The 14,108-nt window shown below is 76.1% G+C and carries 15 protein-coding genes; 9 read left to right on the top strand and 6 right to left on the bottom strand.

Features of this window, described 5'->3' with window-relative positions; genetic code table 11:
- The first annotated feature begins 124 nt into the window (after positions 1 to 124).
- The 4 genes from ACYX4T_RS10795 (at position 125) to ACYX4T_RS10780 (ending at position 3,397) form a co-directional block, all read left to right on the top strand.
- The gene (locus tag ACYX4T_RS10795; RefSeq protein WP_476014516.1) at positions 125 to 1,312 is read left to right on the top strand and encodes a cysteine desulfurase family protein; all 1,188 of its coding nucleotides are present in this window, start codon (positions 125 to 127) and stop codon (positions 1,310 to 1,312) included.
- Positions 1,313 to 1,340: 28 nt separating this feature from the next.
- Positions 1,341 to 2,432 carry a tRNA 2-thiouridine(34) synthase MnmA gene (gene mnmA / locus ACYX4T_RS10790; RefSeq protein ID WP_476014515.1) on the top strand — a complete coding sequence of 364 codons (1,092 nt, stop codon included), beginning with the start codon at positions 1,341 to 1,343 and terminating at the stop codon, positions 2,430 to 2,432.
- A 135-nt stretch (positions 2,433 to 2,567) separates the two neighbouring features.
- Positions 2,568 to 3,029, top strand: a complete 462-nt coding sequence (locus tag ACYX4T_RS10785) for a hypothetical protein (protein ID WP_476014514.1) — start codon at positions 2,568 to 2,570, stop codon at positions 3,027 to 3,029.
- A gap of 11 nt (positions 3,030 to 3,040) precedes the next feature.
- Positions 3,041 to 3,397 (top strand): PRC-barrel domain-containing protein, encoded by a 357-nt coding sequence (locus tag ACYX4T_RS10780; RefSeq protein WP_476014513.1) that lies wholly within the window; start codon positions 3,041 to 3,043, stop codon positions 3,395 to 3,397.
- A gap of 101 nt (positions 3,398 to 3,498) precedes the next feature.
- Here ACYX4T_RS10780 and ACYX4T_RS10775 read toward each other — a convergent pair whose 3' ends face one another.
- From ACYX4T_RS10775 to ACYX4T_RS10755, 5 genes are read right to left on the bottom strand one after another with little or no spacing between them, the layout of a single operon-like run.
- Positions 3,499 to 4,698, bottom strand: coding sequence for a xanthine dehydrogenase family Fe-S subunit (locus ACYX4T_RS10775; protein WP_476014512.1), 1,200 nt, complete (start codon positions 4,696 to 4,698; stop codon positions 3,499 to 3,501).
- Entirely contained in the window at positions 4,695 to 5,528 is an 834-nt protein-coding gene (locus tag ACYX4T_RS10770; protein ID WP_476014511.1) for an FAD binding domain-containing protein, read from the bottom strand. Before ACYX4T_RS10770 ends, ACYX4T_RS10775 begins: the two co-directional genes overlap by 4 nt.
- 1 nt (position 5,529) lies before the next feature.
- On the bottom strand, positions 5,530 to 6,309 hold the full coding sequence (locus tag ACYX4T_RS10765) for an enoyl-CoA hydratase/isomerase family protein (protein WP_476014510.1): 780 nt from the start codon (positions 6,307 to 6,309) through the stop codon (positions 5,530 to 5,532).
- Positions 6,310 to 6,349: 40 nt separating this feature from the next.
- Complete coding sequence (locus tag ACYX4T_RS10760) at positions 6,350 to 8,749, bottom strand: xanthine dehydrogenase family protein molybdopterin-binding subunit (protein WP_476014509.1); 2,400 nt, start codon at positions 8,747 to 8,749, stop codon at positions 6,350 to 6,352.
- Entirely contained in the window at positions 8,746 to 10,344 is a 1,599-nt protein-coding gene (locus tag ACYX4T_RS10755; protein ID WP_476014508.1) for a class I adenylate-forming enzyme family protein, read from the bottom strand. Before ACYX4T_RS10755 ends, ACYX4T_RS10760 begins: the two co-directional genes overlap by 4 nt.
- 96 nt (positions 10,345 to 10,440) lie before the next feature.
- On the opposite strand from ACYX4T_RS10755, the gene ACYX4T_RS10750 reads away from it, so the two are divergent.
- Both ACYX4T_RS10750 and ACYX4T_RS10745 read left to right on the top strand, forming a co-directional pair.
- Positions 10,441 to 10,986 carry a PadR family transcriptional regulator gene (locus ACYX4T_RS10750; RefSeq protein WP_476014507.1) on the top strand — a complete coding sequence of 182 codons (546 nt, stop codon included), beginning with the start codon at positions 10,441 to 10,443 and terminating at the stop codon, positions 10,984 to 10,986.
- Positions 10,983 to 11,279, top strand: coding sequence for a hypothetical protein (locus ACYX4T_RS10745; RefSeq protein ID WP_476014506.1), 297 nt, complete (start codon positions 10,983 to 10,985; stop codon positions 11,277 to 11,279). Before ACYX4T_RS10750 ends, ACYX4T_RS10745 begins: the two co-directional genes overlap by 4 nt.
- Before the next feature lie 7 nt (positions 11,280 to 11,286).
- On the opposite strand, the gene rpmG is transcribed toward ACYX4T_RS10745, so the two are convergent.
- A complete protein-coding gene (rpmG, locus tag ACYX4T_RS10740; protein ID WP_116706453.1) occupies positions 11,287 to 11,451 on the bottom strand; it encodes a 50S ribosomal protein L33 in 165 nt (54 codons plus the stop codon).
- A gap of 60 nt (positions 11,452 to 11,511) precedes the next feature.
- On the opposite strand from rpmG, the gene mrf reads away from it, so the two are divergent.
- From mrf to ACYX4T_RS10725, 3 genes are read left to right on the top strand one after another with little or no spacing between them, the layout of a single operon-like run.
- Entirely contained in the window at positions 11,512 to 12,798 is a 1,287-nt protein-coding gene (gene mrf / locus ACYX4T_RS10735) for a ribosome hibernation factor-recruiting GTPase MRF (RefSeq protein WP_476014505.1), read from the top strand.
- The gene (locus ACYX4T_RS10730) at positions 12,795 to 13,166 is read left to right on the top strand and encodes a hypothetical protein (protein ID WP_476014504.1); all 372 of its coding nucleotides are present in this window, start codon (positions 12,795 to 12,797) and stop codon (positions 13,164 to 13,166) included. Before mrf ends, ACYX4T_RS10730 begins: the two co-directional genes overlap by 4 nt.
- Positions 13,167 to 13,186: 20 nt before the next feature.
- Positions 13,187 to 14,101: an EamA family transporter gene (locus ACYX4T_RS10725; protein ID WP_476014503.1), complete on the top strand. Its 915-nt coding sequence runs from the start codon at positions 13,187 to 13,189 to the stop codon at positions 14,099 to 14,101.
- The last annotated feature ends 7 nt before the right edge of the window (positions 14,102 to 14,108 follow it).

Genomic DNA, 14,108 nt, shown 5'->3' with positions numbered 1-14,108 from the left:
CTGACCGAAGGGCCCCTCCGCTCGGATGGATCGAGCGAAGGGGCCCTTCGCTCGTCGGAGGGGCGGCGACCGTCACCCCTCGGGGGGAGCCAGTGGTGCACGTGGGGATTACGCTGGCCGGTCGATGACGTACCTGGACCACGCGGCGACCACGCCGATGCTGCCGGAGGCGGCGGCCACCCTGACCGAGGCGCTCGGGCGCGTCGGCAATGCGTCGTCGCTGCACTCGGCCGGGCGCCGCGCCCGGCGCGCGGTCGAGGAGTCCCGCGAGACGATCGCGGCGGCCGTCGGCGCGCTGCCCTCGGAGGTCGTGCTGGCCACCGGCGGCACGGAGGCCGACAACCTCGCGGTCAAGGGCCTGTACTGGGCGCGCCGCGCCGCCGACGCCCGCCGCACGCGCGTCGTCGTGTCCGCCGCCGAGCACCACGCGGTGCTCGACGCCGCGGAGTGGCTCGCCGGGCACGAGGGCGCCACCCTCGACGTCCTGCCCGTCGACGCCCAGGGCCGCGTGCTGCCCGAGACCCTGCGCCAGGTGCTGGCCGCCCACCCCGACGAGGTCGCGGTCGTCAGCGTCATGTGGGCGAACAACGAGGTCGGCACCGTCAACGACGTGCGCGCGCTCGCCGAGGTCGCCCACGAGGCCGGGGTCCCGTTCCACACCGACGCGGTGCAGGCCGTCGGCGCGGTGCCCGTCGACTTCGCGACCAGCGGCGTCGACGCGCTGTCGCTCACCGGGCACAAGCTCGGCGGGCCGGTCGGGGCGGGCGCGCTGCTGCTGCGCCGCGACGCGGTCTGCACCCCGTTGCTGCACGGCGGCGGGCAGGAGCGCGACGTCCGCTCGGGCACCCTCGACGTCCCCGGCACGATGAGCCTCGCGACGGCCGTGCGCGCCGCCGTCGCCGACGTGGAGCGCCGCACCGCGGTGCTGACCGGGCTGCGCGACGACCTCGTCGCCCGCGTCACCGCCGAGGTCCCCGACGCCCGGCTCAACGGTGTCCCGCTCGACCGGCCCGGCGAGCGCCTGCCCGGCAACGCCCACCTGTCCTTCCCCGGCTGCGAGGGCGACAGCCTGCTGATGCTGCTCGACGCCCGGGACATCGAGTGCTCCACCGGCTCGGCCTGCACCGCCGGGGTCGCGCGCCCGTCCCACGTCCTGCTGGCCATGGGCCTCGACGAGGACCTCGCCCGCGGCTCGCTGCGCTTCTCCCTGGGCCACAACTCCACGAGCGCCGACGTCGACGCGGTGGTCGAGGCGATCGGCCCGGTCGTCGAACGCGCCCGCCGGGCCGGGGACGCGCTGGCGCACTCGTGAGGTGCCTTCGGCATGTGAGGAGCGCACCGTGAGGGTCCTGGCCGCCATGAGCGGCGGGGTCGACTCGGCGGTCGCGGCGGCGCGGCTGCGCGACGCCGGCCACGACGTGACCGGCGTGCACCTGGCGCTCTCGGCGAAGCCCGCGACGATGCGCGAGGGCGCGCGCGGCTGCTGCTCGGTGGAGGACTCCCGCGACGCCCGGCGCTGCGCCGACGTCCTCGACATCCCGTTCTACGTCTGGGACATGGCCGCCCGCTTCCGCGACGACGTCGTCGAGCCCTTCGTCGCCGAGTACGCCGCGGGGCGCACGCCGAATCCGTGCCTGCGGTGCAACGAGAAGATCAAGTTCTCGGCGGTGCTCGACCGGGCGCGCGCGCTGGGCTTCGACGCCGTGGGTACGGGCCACTACGCGCGGCTGGACAGCGCCACCGACCCCGCCCACCCGGTGCTGCGGCGGGCCGCCGACCCCGACAAGGACCAGTCCTACGTCCTCGGCGTCCTGCGCCCCGACCAGCTCGACGGCGCCCTGTTCCCGCTCGGCGACAGCGTGAAGTCCGAGGTGCGTGCCGAGGCCGCCGCGCGCGGGCTCGTGGTCGCGGAGAAGCCCGACAGCCACGACATCTGCTTCATCCCCTCCGGCGACACCCGGGGCTTCCTCGCCGCGCGGATCGACGCGGCGCCGGGGGAGATGGTCGACCCGCGCGGGACGGTCGTCGGCCACCACCGCGGCGTGCACGACTTCACCGTCGGCCAGCGCCACGGCCTCGGCATCGCGCGCCCGGCGCCGGACGGGCGGCCGCGCTACGTGCTGGGCCTCGAGCCGGTGAGCCGCACCGTGCGCGTCGGGCCGGCCGAGGACCTCGACGTCACGGCGCTGCGCGCCACCGACCCGGTGTGGCTGGCCGCGGCGCCCGGCGAGGCGCTGCGCTGCGTCGTCCAGGTCCGCGCCCACGGCGGGCTGGCGCCCGCGACGGTGCGGGTGGACCCCGACGGCGTCGAGGTCGTGCTCGCCGAGCCCCTGCGCGGCGTCGCCCCGGGCCAGGCGGCGGTGTTCTACCGCCCCGAGCCCGGCGGGGACGTCGTCCTGGGCAGCGCCACCATCGCGTCGACCGGCCGCTGACCGACACCACCACCCCGGACGCAGCGAACGCGCTGTTCGCTGCTTCTACGCGCGCGAAGTCCCCGTTGATCACCGGACGGCGCCTCCGCCGATAGCCGCAGGACATGACGCCGGCGGCATAGAATCGGTATCAGCATGAGCACCAACTGCATCGGGTGCGGCCGCGAGATCCCCGCGGAGCGCGCCGAGCTGGGATACACCTACTGCACCGCCCCGGACTGCCAGGCGCAGTACCGCCGGGGCCCGACGGTCACCGCGGTGGCCGTCAACAAGAGCGGCGACGCCTTCCGGGTCGCCGAGCCCGACGAGATCGCCGCCCGCGCCGCCGCCGGCGAGCTCGCCACCACGAACACCGGCCTCGGCACCGCGCCCGCCGACATCCCGGGGGTGCCGGCGCCGCGCCGTGTCCCGCGGCGTCCGGCCGCCGCGCGCCCCGCGCGACCGTCCTGGAGCCCCGCCCAGGAGAACGTCGTCCGGCTCTACGCGGACATGGGCCTCTCGCCGCGGCAGATCGCCGAGCGCGCGCGGCAGAACACGCCCCGACTGGGGATCACCGAGGCCCTCGTGGTCCGCGTCCTGTCGGCGCCGCGCCGCTAGGGTCTGCGGCCATGGGCTTCGAGGCCGAGAACATCCGCGACTGGCAGGGCAAGAGCGTCGTCGACCCCGCCGGCGCCAGGATCGGCGAGCTCGAGGCGATCTACGTCGACACCGTCTCCGACGAGCCGGCGTTCGCCACGGTGGTCGTGGGCATGATCGGGCGGCGCCGGCTGGCGTTCGTCCCGCTCGCCGGGGCGACGGTCGCGCCGGGCCACCTCCGGGTCACCGTCGCCAAGGACCTGGCCAGGAACGCCCCGTCCATCGACACCGACGGCGAGCTCGCGGCCGAGGACGAGCCGGCGATCTTCGAGCACTACGGGCTCGCGACGGCCTCGCCCGGCGCGGCCCGCCGGCTCGCGCGGCGCTGAGCCCGCCGCGCCGGTCCGCGTCAGGGACGACGCCACCGCCCCCGGTCCGCGTGCTCACCGTCGACCGCCCCGATGCCCGCTCGGGCAGGCGCTGCGGGCGGTTACCGGCTCGTGTCCCTCGCCGGGCGGGCGATACGAGCCAGTAACCGCCGGACGCCGCCGCGAACGGCCGCCAGCCCGCTCGCGAGGGCGAGGCGCAGGGGCCGCGGCCGGTGCCGGGGCGCCTCGCCGGTGCGCGCGGCCTCGTCGACGGCGTCCGCGAACTGCTCGAACAGCCGCCGCGAGACGTCGCCGGCCAGGGCGCGGCCGAACTGGGCGACGCGGCCGCTCAGGTGGACGTCGGCGTCGGCCCACAGCACCGTGCCGCCGCCCTCACCGAGGTCCGCGGCCAGCGCGACGACCGCCTGCGTCGACGACCCGCCGCGGTCGGCGCCCTGGGCGAGCAGGCGCAAGCGGTGAATGGCGGGGTCGCGCTCGACGACGTGGGCGAGTCCCTCGAAGCGCAGCGACACCGGCCCGAGCGCGACGACCGCGCGCCCGCGGTAGCGGTCGTCGCCGAGATCCTCGGTCATCGCTGCACCGGGCAGGCAGGCGACCAGCCGCTCGGGGTCGGCGAGCACCGCCCACACGTCCCCGACCGGCGAGGCGAGCTCGCTGCGCACCTCGACCCTCGCCGTCGGCGGGCCGGAGGGGACGGTGATCTCCGCGGGCGAGGTGGGGGCAGCCCTGTCACCTGACGCCGGCGTGGACGCCACGCTCACTCCGCCCGAGCGCCCGACCAGCGCCGGTGGCGCGGCGGCGCGCGGCGGAGGGACGCCGTCGGGGTGGGTGCGCGCGACGTCGTCGACGGCGGCGAGGATGCCGCGGTAGCCGGTGCAGCGGCACAGCACGCCGGACATGTCCTCGGGCAGCGTCGCCGGGTCGTAGGTGCCGCCGGCGAGCAGGTCGTAGGCGCTCATCAGCATCCCCGGCGTGCAGAAGCCGCACTGCAGCCCGTGGTGGTGGGCGAACGCCTGCTGCAGCGGGTGCTGGTCGCCGGCCGTCCCGAGACCCTCGACGGTCGTGAGCGTCGCGCCCTCGCACTGCACGGCGAACAGCAGGCACGCCCGGACCGCCTCGCCGTCGAGGAGGACCGTGCACATCCCGCAGACGCCGTGCTCGCAGCCGACGTGGGTGCCGGTGAGCCCCAGGTGGTCGCGCAGGACGTCGGACAGGGTCGTGCGCGGGGCGACGGTGACGGTCACCGCGCGCCCGTTGACGGTCAGGGCGACCTCGGCGGTGGCGTCGGCCTCGACCCTCATGCGTGCGCCTCCCGGTGTGCGCGGACGATCTCCCGCGCGGCGAGCACGCCGAGCAGGCGGACGCGGTAGCCGCGCGAGCCGTGCGCGTCACCCTCGGTGTCGACGACCTCGGCGGCGAGCGCGTCGGTCATCGGGCGCAGGCCGGCCTCGGTCGGGTCGGGGTCGAGCGTCAGCTCGCGGACCACGGGCCGGTCGGACACCCCGAACGCGGCGAGCGTCGCCTGCTCGCCCCGCACCCGTACCGCCACCCCCGCGAGGGCGAAGTCCCCGTGCCGGCGGGCGATCTCGGCGAACCCGAAGCCCTCGCCGGCGCGCGCCACCGGGAACCGCACCCCGGTCACCAGCTCGTCGGCGCCCACCGCCGTCGTCATCGCCCCCGTCACGAAGTCGCGGGCCGGGACGACCCGTTCCCCCCGCGCGCCGCGCACCGTCACCGACGCCCCCAGGCACGCCGCGACCGCGGGCAGCTCGGCCGCGGGGTCGGCGTGGGCGAGGCTGCCGCACACCGTCCCGCGGCTGCGCAGCTCGCGATGCCCGACGAAGGGCAGGGCGCGCGAGATCAGGGGCACCGCCCCGACCTGTGCCGACCGCTCAAGGGCGCGCTGGCGCACTGCGGCGCCGACGTGCAGCTGCCTGTCCTCGACCACGAGGGAGTCCAGCCCCGGCAGCCGCGTGATGTCGACCAGCGTCCCCGGCCGCCCGAGGCGCATGGCCAGCACCGGGACCAGCGACTGCCCCCCGGCGAGCACCTTGGCGTCCCCGCCGGTGAGCACCTCCACCGCCTCGTCGACCGAGTCGGGGCGGCAGTAGGCGAACGGCGCGGCCTTCATCTCACCGCCCCGTGAACGACGGCGCGCGCTTCTCGCCGAACGCGGCGACGCCCTCGGCGAAGTCGTGGCTCGAGCGCAGCATCGCGTAGGCCTTCCGCTCGAGCTCGATCCCGGAGGCCAGGGGCGCGTCGACGCCGCGGTCGAGCACCTCCTTGGCGGCGCGCAGGGCGAGCGGCGAGAAGCCGAGCATCTTGGTGACCAGCGCCTCGGTGGCCTTATCCAGCGCCTCGCGATCGGGGTGCAGCTCGGCGACGACCCCCCAGTCGGCGGCCTCCTGACCGGTCATGCGGCGGGCTATCATGACCTGGTGCTTGGCCCGCGAGATCCCGATCAGCCGCGCCAGACGCTGGGTGCCGCCGGACCCCGGGATCATGCCGAGGTTCATCTCGGGCAGGGCGAAGCGGCTGCGCTCGGTGGCCAGGCGGATGTCGCAGGACAGGACCAGTTCGAGGCCCACACCGAAGGCGTAGCCGTCGACGGCGACGATCACCGGCTTGGGGCTGCGGGACGGCGCGGTCACGTTGTGCCCGAGGTCGGTGAAGTCGATCGGGTCGACCTCCATGAACCCGGCGATGTCCCCGCCCGAGGAGAAGTGCTCGCCGTCCGAGCGGATGACGACCACCTGCACGTCGGGGTCGCGGTCGATCTCGGCGAAGCGCTCGGCCATGAGCTCGCGCATCTCCCACGTGATCACGGTGTAGCGCCCGTGGGACAGCGTCACGTCCGCGACGCGCCCGTCGTGCGAGCGCTCGAGCCGGACCTCGCCACCGGTCAGTGCCATGGGAACCCTTCGTCGTCGGGGATGTGAGCGACATTCCCGGCTATAGCCGGGAATCTCGCTCACGGAGGAGGTCGTGGATCACGGAGCCGTGGACGGGCAGGGCGTCGATCGTGACGCCGGCGGGGGCCAGGGCGTCGGCGACGGCGTTGGCGAACGCCACCGGGAAGCTCATCGAGCTGCCCTCGCCGCAGCCCTTGGCGCCGAGCGGGGTGAGCGGCGACGGCGAGGACAGGTGGTCGGAGACCAGGTCGAAACCGCTCTCGGCGCTCGTCGGGCAGAGGTAGTCGAGGAAGGTCGCCGACGTGGGCTGGCCGGCGGGGGAGTAGCGGAACTCCTCGTACGCCGCCCCGCCCAGCCCGTGCACCAGCGCCCCGAGCACCTGGCCCTCGAGCAGCACCGGGTCGAGGACCGTGCCGGCGTCGTGCACGGTCGCGACCCGGTCGAGGGTCACCTCCAGGGTGTCCGCGTCGATGCGCACCCCGACCATCTCGGCGACGAAGCCGTAGCAGAGCGAGGAGTTGATCCGGTCCTCCGCGGTCGCGGCGACGGCCTCGGGGGGCACGAACTCGCCCTCGGTCGCCAGCCGCGCCGGGGCACCCGCGGGCAGCGCGCCCGGGTCCCAGTGCACGACCCCGGCCGCGTGCCTGAACAGGCACGACACGCCGGACGCCGGGTCGCGCACCGACCCGTCCGCCAGCTCCAGCCGGGACGCGTCGACATCCAGCAGCACCGAGGCGCCCGCGCGCACCGTCTCCGCCAGCCGGTCCACCGCCGCGATCAGCGCGCTCGTCACCAGCGGCGCGAAGCGCGAGGAGTAGCTGCCCGACGTCACCGTCCACGGCGTCGAGGACGTGTCCATGTCGACCACGGCGCGGACCTGCTCGACGGGCAGCCCCAGCCGGGACGCCGCCACGCGGCGCGCCACCGTCGCGTGCCCCTGGCCCTGCGGCACCGAGCCGAGCAGCACCGTCACCACGCCCTGCAGGTCCACCGACGCGCGGACGATCTCGGTCGACCCCGACTTGTCCCGCCCCGGCTTGCGCTCCGACGCCGGGGTCGCGAGCCCGACGTAGCCGATGTTGGTGCCCGACGGGTCGACGACGAGCGCCAGCCCCACACCGTAGTACGCGCCCTCGGCGCGGGCGGCCTCCTGGCGCGCGCGCAGCTCGTCGTGGCCGCCCTTGGCCAGCAGCAGGTCGAGCGCTCCCGCGTAGTCGCCGGAGTCGTAGAGCCCGCCGGTGGGCGTGCGGTGGGGGAACGAGCGCACGAGGTTGCGGCGCCGGACCTCGGCCACGTCGAGCCCGGTGCGCGCGGCGACGGCGTCCATCAGCCGCTCGAGGCCGAAGTAGAGCTGCTGGCCGCCGAAGCCGCGGTTGAGGCCCGTCGGGGCCCGGTTGGTGACGACGGCGCGGGCGCGGATCGCCACCGCGGGCACGTCGTAGGCGCCGGTGATGTTGCCGAAGCAGCGGTAGAGCGTGCTCGGCTCGGGCGGGCGCAGGTAGGCGCCGACGTCGTCGACGAGGTCGACGTCGAGCGCCTCGACCGTCCCGTCGCCCGACACCGCGGCCGCGAAGGACATCACCCGCCCCGCCCCCGACGAGCTCGCCAGCAGGTGCTCGACGCGGTCCTCGGTCCAGCGCACCGGCCGCCCGGCGTGCCGCGAGGCCAGCGCCATGAGCACCACGTAGGGGTAGATGCCGGACTTGATCCCGAAGCTGCCGCCGATGTCCGCGGGCACGTGCAGCCGGAACCGCGAGACCGGCACGCCCAGCGCCCCGGCCGCCACCGGCACCATCGTGAAGGGGCCGTGGAAGTTCGCCCAGCACTCCACCGACGGTCCGTCGGCGCCGTCGGTCCAGTGCGCGACCACCCCGTAGCACTCCATCGGCACCGACGAGTAGCGCGGGAACGTGTACTCGTCGCGGACGACGTGCGCCGCCTGCGCGAAGGCCCCGGACACGTCGCCGAACGAGAACGTGCGGTCGGTGGCGACGTTCGTGCCCGCCTCCGGGTGCAGCAGGACCGCGTCGGGCTCGAGCGCCGCCCGGGTGTCGACGACGACGTCGAGCGGCGCGTACTCGACCTCGACCAGCTCGCACGCGTCCTCGGCGACGTAGCGGTCGCGCGCGACCACCACGGCCACCGGCTCGCCGACGTAGCGCACCGCGTCGACCCCGCTGGGCAGGTAGGGCATCGGTGTCGTGGTCGAGAGCGGGAACGGGCGCACGGCCGCGCGCACCTCGTCGGGCCCGATCACCGCGGCCACGCCGGGGTGCGCCCGGGCCGCGTCCAGGTCCACGGACACGATCCGCGCGTGCGGGTGCGGGCTGCGCACCACGGCGGCCACGAGCGTCCCGGGCAGGGGATCGAGGTCGTCGACGAACCGCCCCGCGCCCGTGACCAGGGCGGCGTCCTCGTCGCGCGCGGGCGTCCAGGTCACCCCGACCCCCGATCCGAGCGAAGGGCCCCTTCGCTCGATCTGGTCGAGCGAAGGTGCCCTTCGCTCGGACCCGCCGCGGTGTCGGCGAGCGGGGTGTAGTCGCCGCCGACCAGCACGCGGCGCAGGGTCTTGCCGACCGCCGAGCGGGGCACGGTGTCGAGGGCGATCACGCGCTTCGGGCGGCGCAGCGACGGCAGGACCCGCCGGGCCCAGGCGTCGGCCGCGGCGACGGCCTCCTCGGGGGCCACGCACGGGCCCGGCACGACGAACGCGGTCACCGCCTGGCCCCACCGGTCGTCGGGGAGCCCGGCGACCACGACGTCGGCGACCTCCGGGCAGCAGATCAGCGCGGCCTCGATCTCGTCCGGGTAGACGTTCTCGCCGCCCGTGTTGATCATGTCGTCGACGCGGCCGGACACCCACAGGTCGCCTTCGTCGTCGGCCACGGCGAGGTCGCCGGTGAAGTACCAGCCGTCGCGCACGGCCTTCGCGGTCGCGTCGGGACGCAGCCAGTAGCCGCGGAACGCCTCGGGGCTCGCCATCGACACCACGACCTGGCCCTGCTCGCCGGCGGCGACCTCCGCGTCGGGGGACGCCCCGGGCGAGGGGTCGACGAGCCGGACCCGGCCGAACATCCCGGCCCGGCCCGCGCAGCCGGGCTTGGCCGCGACGTCCGGGCCGATGGTGAACGTGTAGATCTCGGTCGAGCCGAAGTGGTTGACGAACGCCTCGGGCGCGACGGCGTCGACGAGCTGCGTCGCCAGCGCCGGGGCCATCGGCGCGCCCGCGTACGCGAGACGCCGCACCCCGGCCAGGTGCGCGGGGTCGGCGTCGCGCAGCAACGACCAGTACATCGTCGGCACCAGGTAGAGGGACGTGATCCCCTCGCTCGCGATCAGCTCGGCGGCCTCGGAGGCGTCGAACCGGGCCTGGGGCACCCAGGTGCCGCCCACCACGATCGTCGCGAGCAACGTCCGCACGCCCATCGTGTGGAACAGCGGCATCACCCCGAGGGTGACGTCGCCCGTGCGGCCGCCGGTCTGCACGAGGTGGGCGACGGCGGCGGCGTGCTCGGCCCGGTGGGTCCGCGGGACGCCCTTCGGTCGCCCGGTGGTGCCCGACGTGTAGAGCATGACGCTGACGTCGTCGGGACCCGGCGGGTCCGACGGCGGGGTGTCGGGCCGGTCGCGAGCCCGTCGTTCGACGTCGTCGAGGTCGAGGTGGGCGACCGGGCGGATGCGCTCGTCGCGCAGGGCGGCGGCGGTGTTCTCCGCGGTCGCGGGCTCGCTGATCACGAGCGCGGGGGCGGCGTCGGCGAGGCAGTGGGCGAGCTCCGGGACGCCGAACCGCGGGGAGAGCGGGGTGGCGACGGCGCCGACACGCTGGGCCGCGAGGTGCAGCGACGCCGCGGGCTCGCCGCCGTTGAGGACGAGGGCCACGCGGTCGCCGCGGCGCACGCCGAGGCCGAGCAGCGCGTGCGCGAGGCGGGCGGTGCGGGCGTCCCACTCGGCGAAGGTCATCGGGTGGGGCCCGCCGACCGCCCGCCGCGTCGGGTACCGCTCGACCGTCCAGGCCCAGACCGTCGCGAGGTCCACGGTTCCCGCCTCCCGATCATGCTCCAACGCATACCGTCTGTTTTGGACCGTATGAGACGTGGGCCGGCAGGGCAAGGGTCGGTACGCTGCGCGACCGTGGCCGACCGGCTCTCCCCGACCTCGTACGTCGTCCTCGGGACGATCGCCCTGCGCGGGCCGTCGACGTCGTACGACCTCAAGCGGGCGGTCGGGCGCTCCATCGGCTACTTCTGGCACTTCCCGCACGCACAGCTTTACTCCGAGCCGCAGCGGCTGGTCGAGCTCGGCCTGCTCGAGGCCGAGACCGAGACGGAGGGCCGGCGTCGCCGGACGTTCCGGCTCACCGACGCCGGCCTCGCCGAGCTGCGGGCGTGGCTGGCGGAGCCGACGCCCGAGCACTTCCAGATGCGCGACATCGCCGAGCTCAAGCTGTTCTTCAACGAGGTCGGCGAGACCCGGGACGTCGTGCGCCTCGCCCGCGAGCAGGTCGCCGCGCACCGCGAGCGCATCGCCGTCTACGAGGACATGCAGGCGCGCTACGCCGACCTCGACGCCGTCGCCAAGCGCATGATCACGTTGCGGCTGGGCCTGGAGATGGAGCACGCCGCGCTGCGGTTCTGGTCGTCGCTGCTCGACGAGGTGACCGAGGAGGAGTCGGCGTGAACGACGACGACCGGACGGACGACCTGGTGGCCGGCCAGCCGCGCCGGGCGCTGCGGACGGCGCTGGCGCACCTGTCCACGGTCCGCAACGACGACGGCTCGCTCGAGCTCGTCGGCGAGGTCCCGCCCGAGCTCGCCGACCCGCTGGTGCGCGCCCTCGAGCGCGTCGCCGGTGAGCTGGTGGCCGACGACGAACGCCGGGGCGCGGTGCCCCGCAGCGGCGGGCGGCTGCACGCGGATGCGTTCGTCGCCCTGCTGCTGCGGGTCACCGACACTCCGGCGGACCAGGCGTAGACCGGCCTCAGCGCTCCTCGCGGAAGTCCACGTGCCGCCCGACGCGGGCGTCGTACTTGCGCAGCACGAGCCGGTCGGGGTCGTGGCGCCGGTTCTTGCGGGTGACGTAGGTCGTCCCGGTGCCGGCGGTCGAGCGCAGCTTCACGATCGGTCGGACGTCGTTGCGGGCCACGGCTTCCCCTCCTTGTTGAACATGATTATCGTTCACTGGAACGCACGGGAGAGGAGCCGTATGCCCGAGGGACACGGGACGGGACTGACGCTGGTCACCGGCGCCGACCGCGCCGCGACGGCCGCGGTGGCGGCGGCGGTGCGCCCGCCGGGCGGAGTGCTCGTCGCCCACGACCTGCGCGCCCTGCGCGAGGGCGTGGTGCACCGCCGCCTCGTCGACGACGACGGCGCCCGCGACGAGGTGCTCGAGCTCGCCCACGGCTGTGTCGCCTGCACCCTGCGCGAGGACCTGCTCCCGCTGCTCCTGCGCCTCGCCCGCGACCCGTCCGTGCGGGACGTCGTCCTGCTGCTCGACCCCGGCATGGAGCCCGAGGCCGTCACCGAGGCGCTGCACGCGCTCGTCCCCCCGGGTGCCGGCGGGCCGCTCGCCGAGGTGCTCGCGCTGCGCGGGGTCGTCGGCGTGCTCGACGCCGTGACCTGGCTCGACGACGCCGGCGGCGACGACGCGCTGGTCGACCGCGGGCTCGGGCTCGCCGCCGACGACGAGCGCACGGTGGCCCAGATGGTGGTGGCCCAGGCCGAGCACGCCGACGTCCTCGTCGTCGCCGGTCGCTGCCCGTCGCCGTGGGACCGCGTGCGCCTCGACGCCGTCCTCGACCGCCTCGCCCCGCGCGCGGTACGCCTCACGGTGGCCGACCCGCCCGCGAGCGCCCCCGCGGTCGTGGCGGACCTCGGTGCCGAGGTCGTCGCGCGGCTCGCCGCCCTGCCCGCCGACGCCCGCCGCGGCGTACCGGACGACGCCCACGCGCCGCTGCTGCGCGGGCAGCCGCCGCTGGCGGGCGACGCCGGGGTGTCGCTGCTGCACGTCGGGCACCGCCGCCCGTTCCACCCCGAGCGCCTGCACGCCGCGGTCGACGTCCTGCTCCACGGCACGATCCGGGTCCGCGGACGGGTCTGGGTCGCGTCGCAGCCCGAGCACGTGCTGTGGCTCGAGTCCGCCGGCGGCGCGCTGCAGGTCGGGCACGCGGGACGGTGGCTGGCCGCGGACGACGGCCCCGAGGCCTGGGACGACGTCGACGACGAGCGCCGGGCCGCGGCCGCCCTGCGCTGGGACGATCGCTTCGGCGACCGCGAGCAGGCGCTCGTCGTGCTCGTCCACGACGCCGACCCCGCCGGCATCGTCGAGGCCCTCGACGCGGCGCTGCTCACCGACGCCGAGCTGGTCCGCGGGGAGGCGGCCTGGCGCCGGTTCCCCGACCCCTTCGGGCACCGGCACGCGGACCCGTGCGACGACCTGCCCGGCGGGGTGGAGAGCGAGCACGGACGTCGCGAGGGAGGGTCCCGGTGAGCGGTCCCACCACCGGCACCGTCGGGTTCACCGCCGTCTACTGCGGCAGCGACGGCTGCCCCCACCACCAGCGCCCCGCCCCGGACCGCGACGCCGTCGGGGAGGCGCTGCGCGGGACCGTGCGCCGGTGCCCGCACGGGATCCTGGTCTCGACCGCGTGCCTGACGACGGCCGCCTGCGCCCACGGCACCGCCCCGCACGGCGCGGGCGGGCTCGTCCTCGTGCAGCCCTGCGACCACACCCGCACGCCGACCGGCCCGGCCGTCGTCGCCGGCCCGCTGCACGAGCCCGCCGACGTCGACGACCTCTGCACCTGGCTCGCCGGTGGCGTCGAGCACCCGCCGCCCGAGCACCTGCGCGCGATGTAGGGCTGTGGCAGCGTCGGGGCGTGACGGACGTCCGCGAGCCGAGCGGCCCGATCGCCCCGACCGGCCCGACCGCCGCGACCGCACCGACCCGGGCCCGTGCCGGCGCGGTCGTGATGGTGCTCGTCGGGCAGTTCTCCGTGCAGTTCGGCGCGGCGGCGGCGACGGGGCTGTTCGCCCGGGTCGGGCCGGTCGGCGCGGTGTCGCTGCGGCTCGCGTTCGCAGCGCTGGCGCTCCTCGTGGTCTGCCGGCCCCGCCTGCGCGGGCGCAGCCGCCGCGACTGGGCGCTGGTCGTCGGGTTCGGCGTCGCCCTCGCGGGCATGAACACGCTGATCTACGAGGCGATCGCGCGCATCCCGCTCGGGGCGGCGGTGACGATCGAGGTGCTGGGCCCCCTGGTCCTCTCGGTGGTGGCCTCGCGTCGGGCGTCGAGCTGGCTGTGGGCAGCGCTCGCCCTGGCCGGCGTCGCGCTGCTGGGTCGCGCCGGGCTCGCGGGCCTGACGGTCACCGGGGCGCTGTTCGCGCTCGGCGCGGCGACGATGTGGGCGGCCTACATCCTCGCCTCGCAGCGCGCCGGCGGGCGCTTCGACCGCCTCGACGGGCTGGCGCTGGCGATGACCGTCGGCGCCGTGCTCACCCTCCCGGTCGGGGTCGTGGCCGGCGGCTCGGCGATGGCCGACCCGGTGGTGCTCGGGTGGGGCGCGGCCGTGGCGCTGCTGAGCTCGCTCGTGCCCTACAGCCTCGAGCTGCTCGCCCTGCGCCGCCTGCCGACCGCGGCGTTCTCGGTGCTCATGAGCCTCGCGCCCGCGATCGCCGCGACCGCCGGGTTCCTCGTGCTGGGCCAGGAGCTGACGCCCGTCTCGGCCCTGGCGATCGGGATGGTCGTGGTGGCGAGCATCGGGGCGGTGCGGCAGTCCCGGCCCGCGACCCCGGCGTAGGCGTCGC

It is taken from the genome of Actinomycetospora sp. ABD4_176, from assembly GCF_056311855.1.
Note: the sequence above shows the minus strand (reverse complement) of the source record. Positions and strands in the feature narration are given on the sequence as shown.

Excerpts from the sequence above, each read along its gene's own strand:
- ACYX4T_RS10795 (WP_476014516.1), top strand. The coding sequence starts at position 125 with ATGACGTACCTGGACCACGCGGCGACCACGCCGATGCTGCCGGAGGCG.
- ACYX4T_RS10785 (WP_476014514.1), top strand. The coding sequence starts at position 2,568 with ATGAGCACCAACTGCATCGGGTGCGGCCGCGAGATCCCCGCGGAGCGC.
- ACYX4T_RS10780 (WP_476014513.1), top strand. The coding sequence starts at position 3,041 with ATGGGCTTCGAGGCCGAGAACATCCGCGACTGGCAGGGCAAGAGCGTC.
- ACYX4T_RS10775 (WP_476014512.1), bottom strand. The coding sequence starts at position 4,698 with ATGAGGGTCGAGGCCGACGCCACCGCCGAGGTCGCCCTGACCGTCAAC.
- ACYX4T_RS10770 (WP_476014511.1), bottom strand. The coding sequence starts at position 5,528 with ATGAAGGCCGCGCCGTTCGCCTACTGCCGCCCCGACTCGGTCGACGAG.
- ACYX4T_RS10765 (WP_476014510.1), bottom strand. The coding sequence starts at position 6,309 with ATGGCACTGACCGGTGGCGAGGTCCGGCTCGAGCGCTCGCACGACGGG.
- mrf (WP_476014505.1), top strand. The coding sequence starts at position 11,512 with ATGCCCGAGGGACACGGGACGGGACTGACGCTGGTCACCGGCGCCGAC.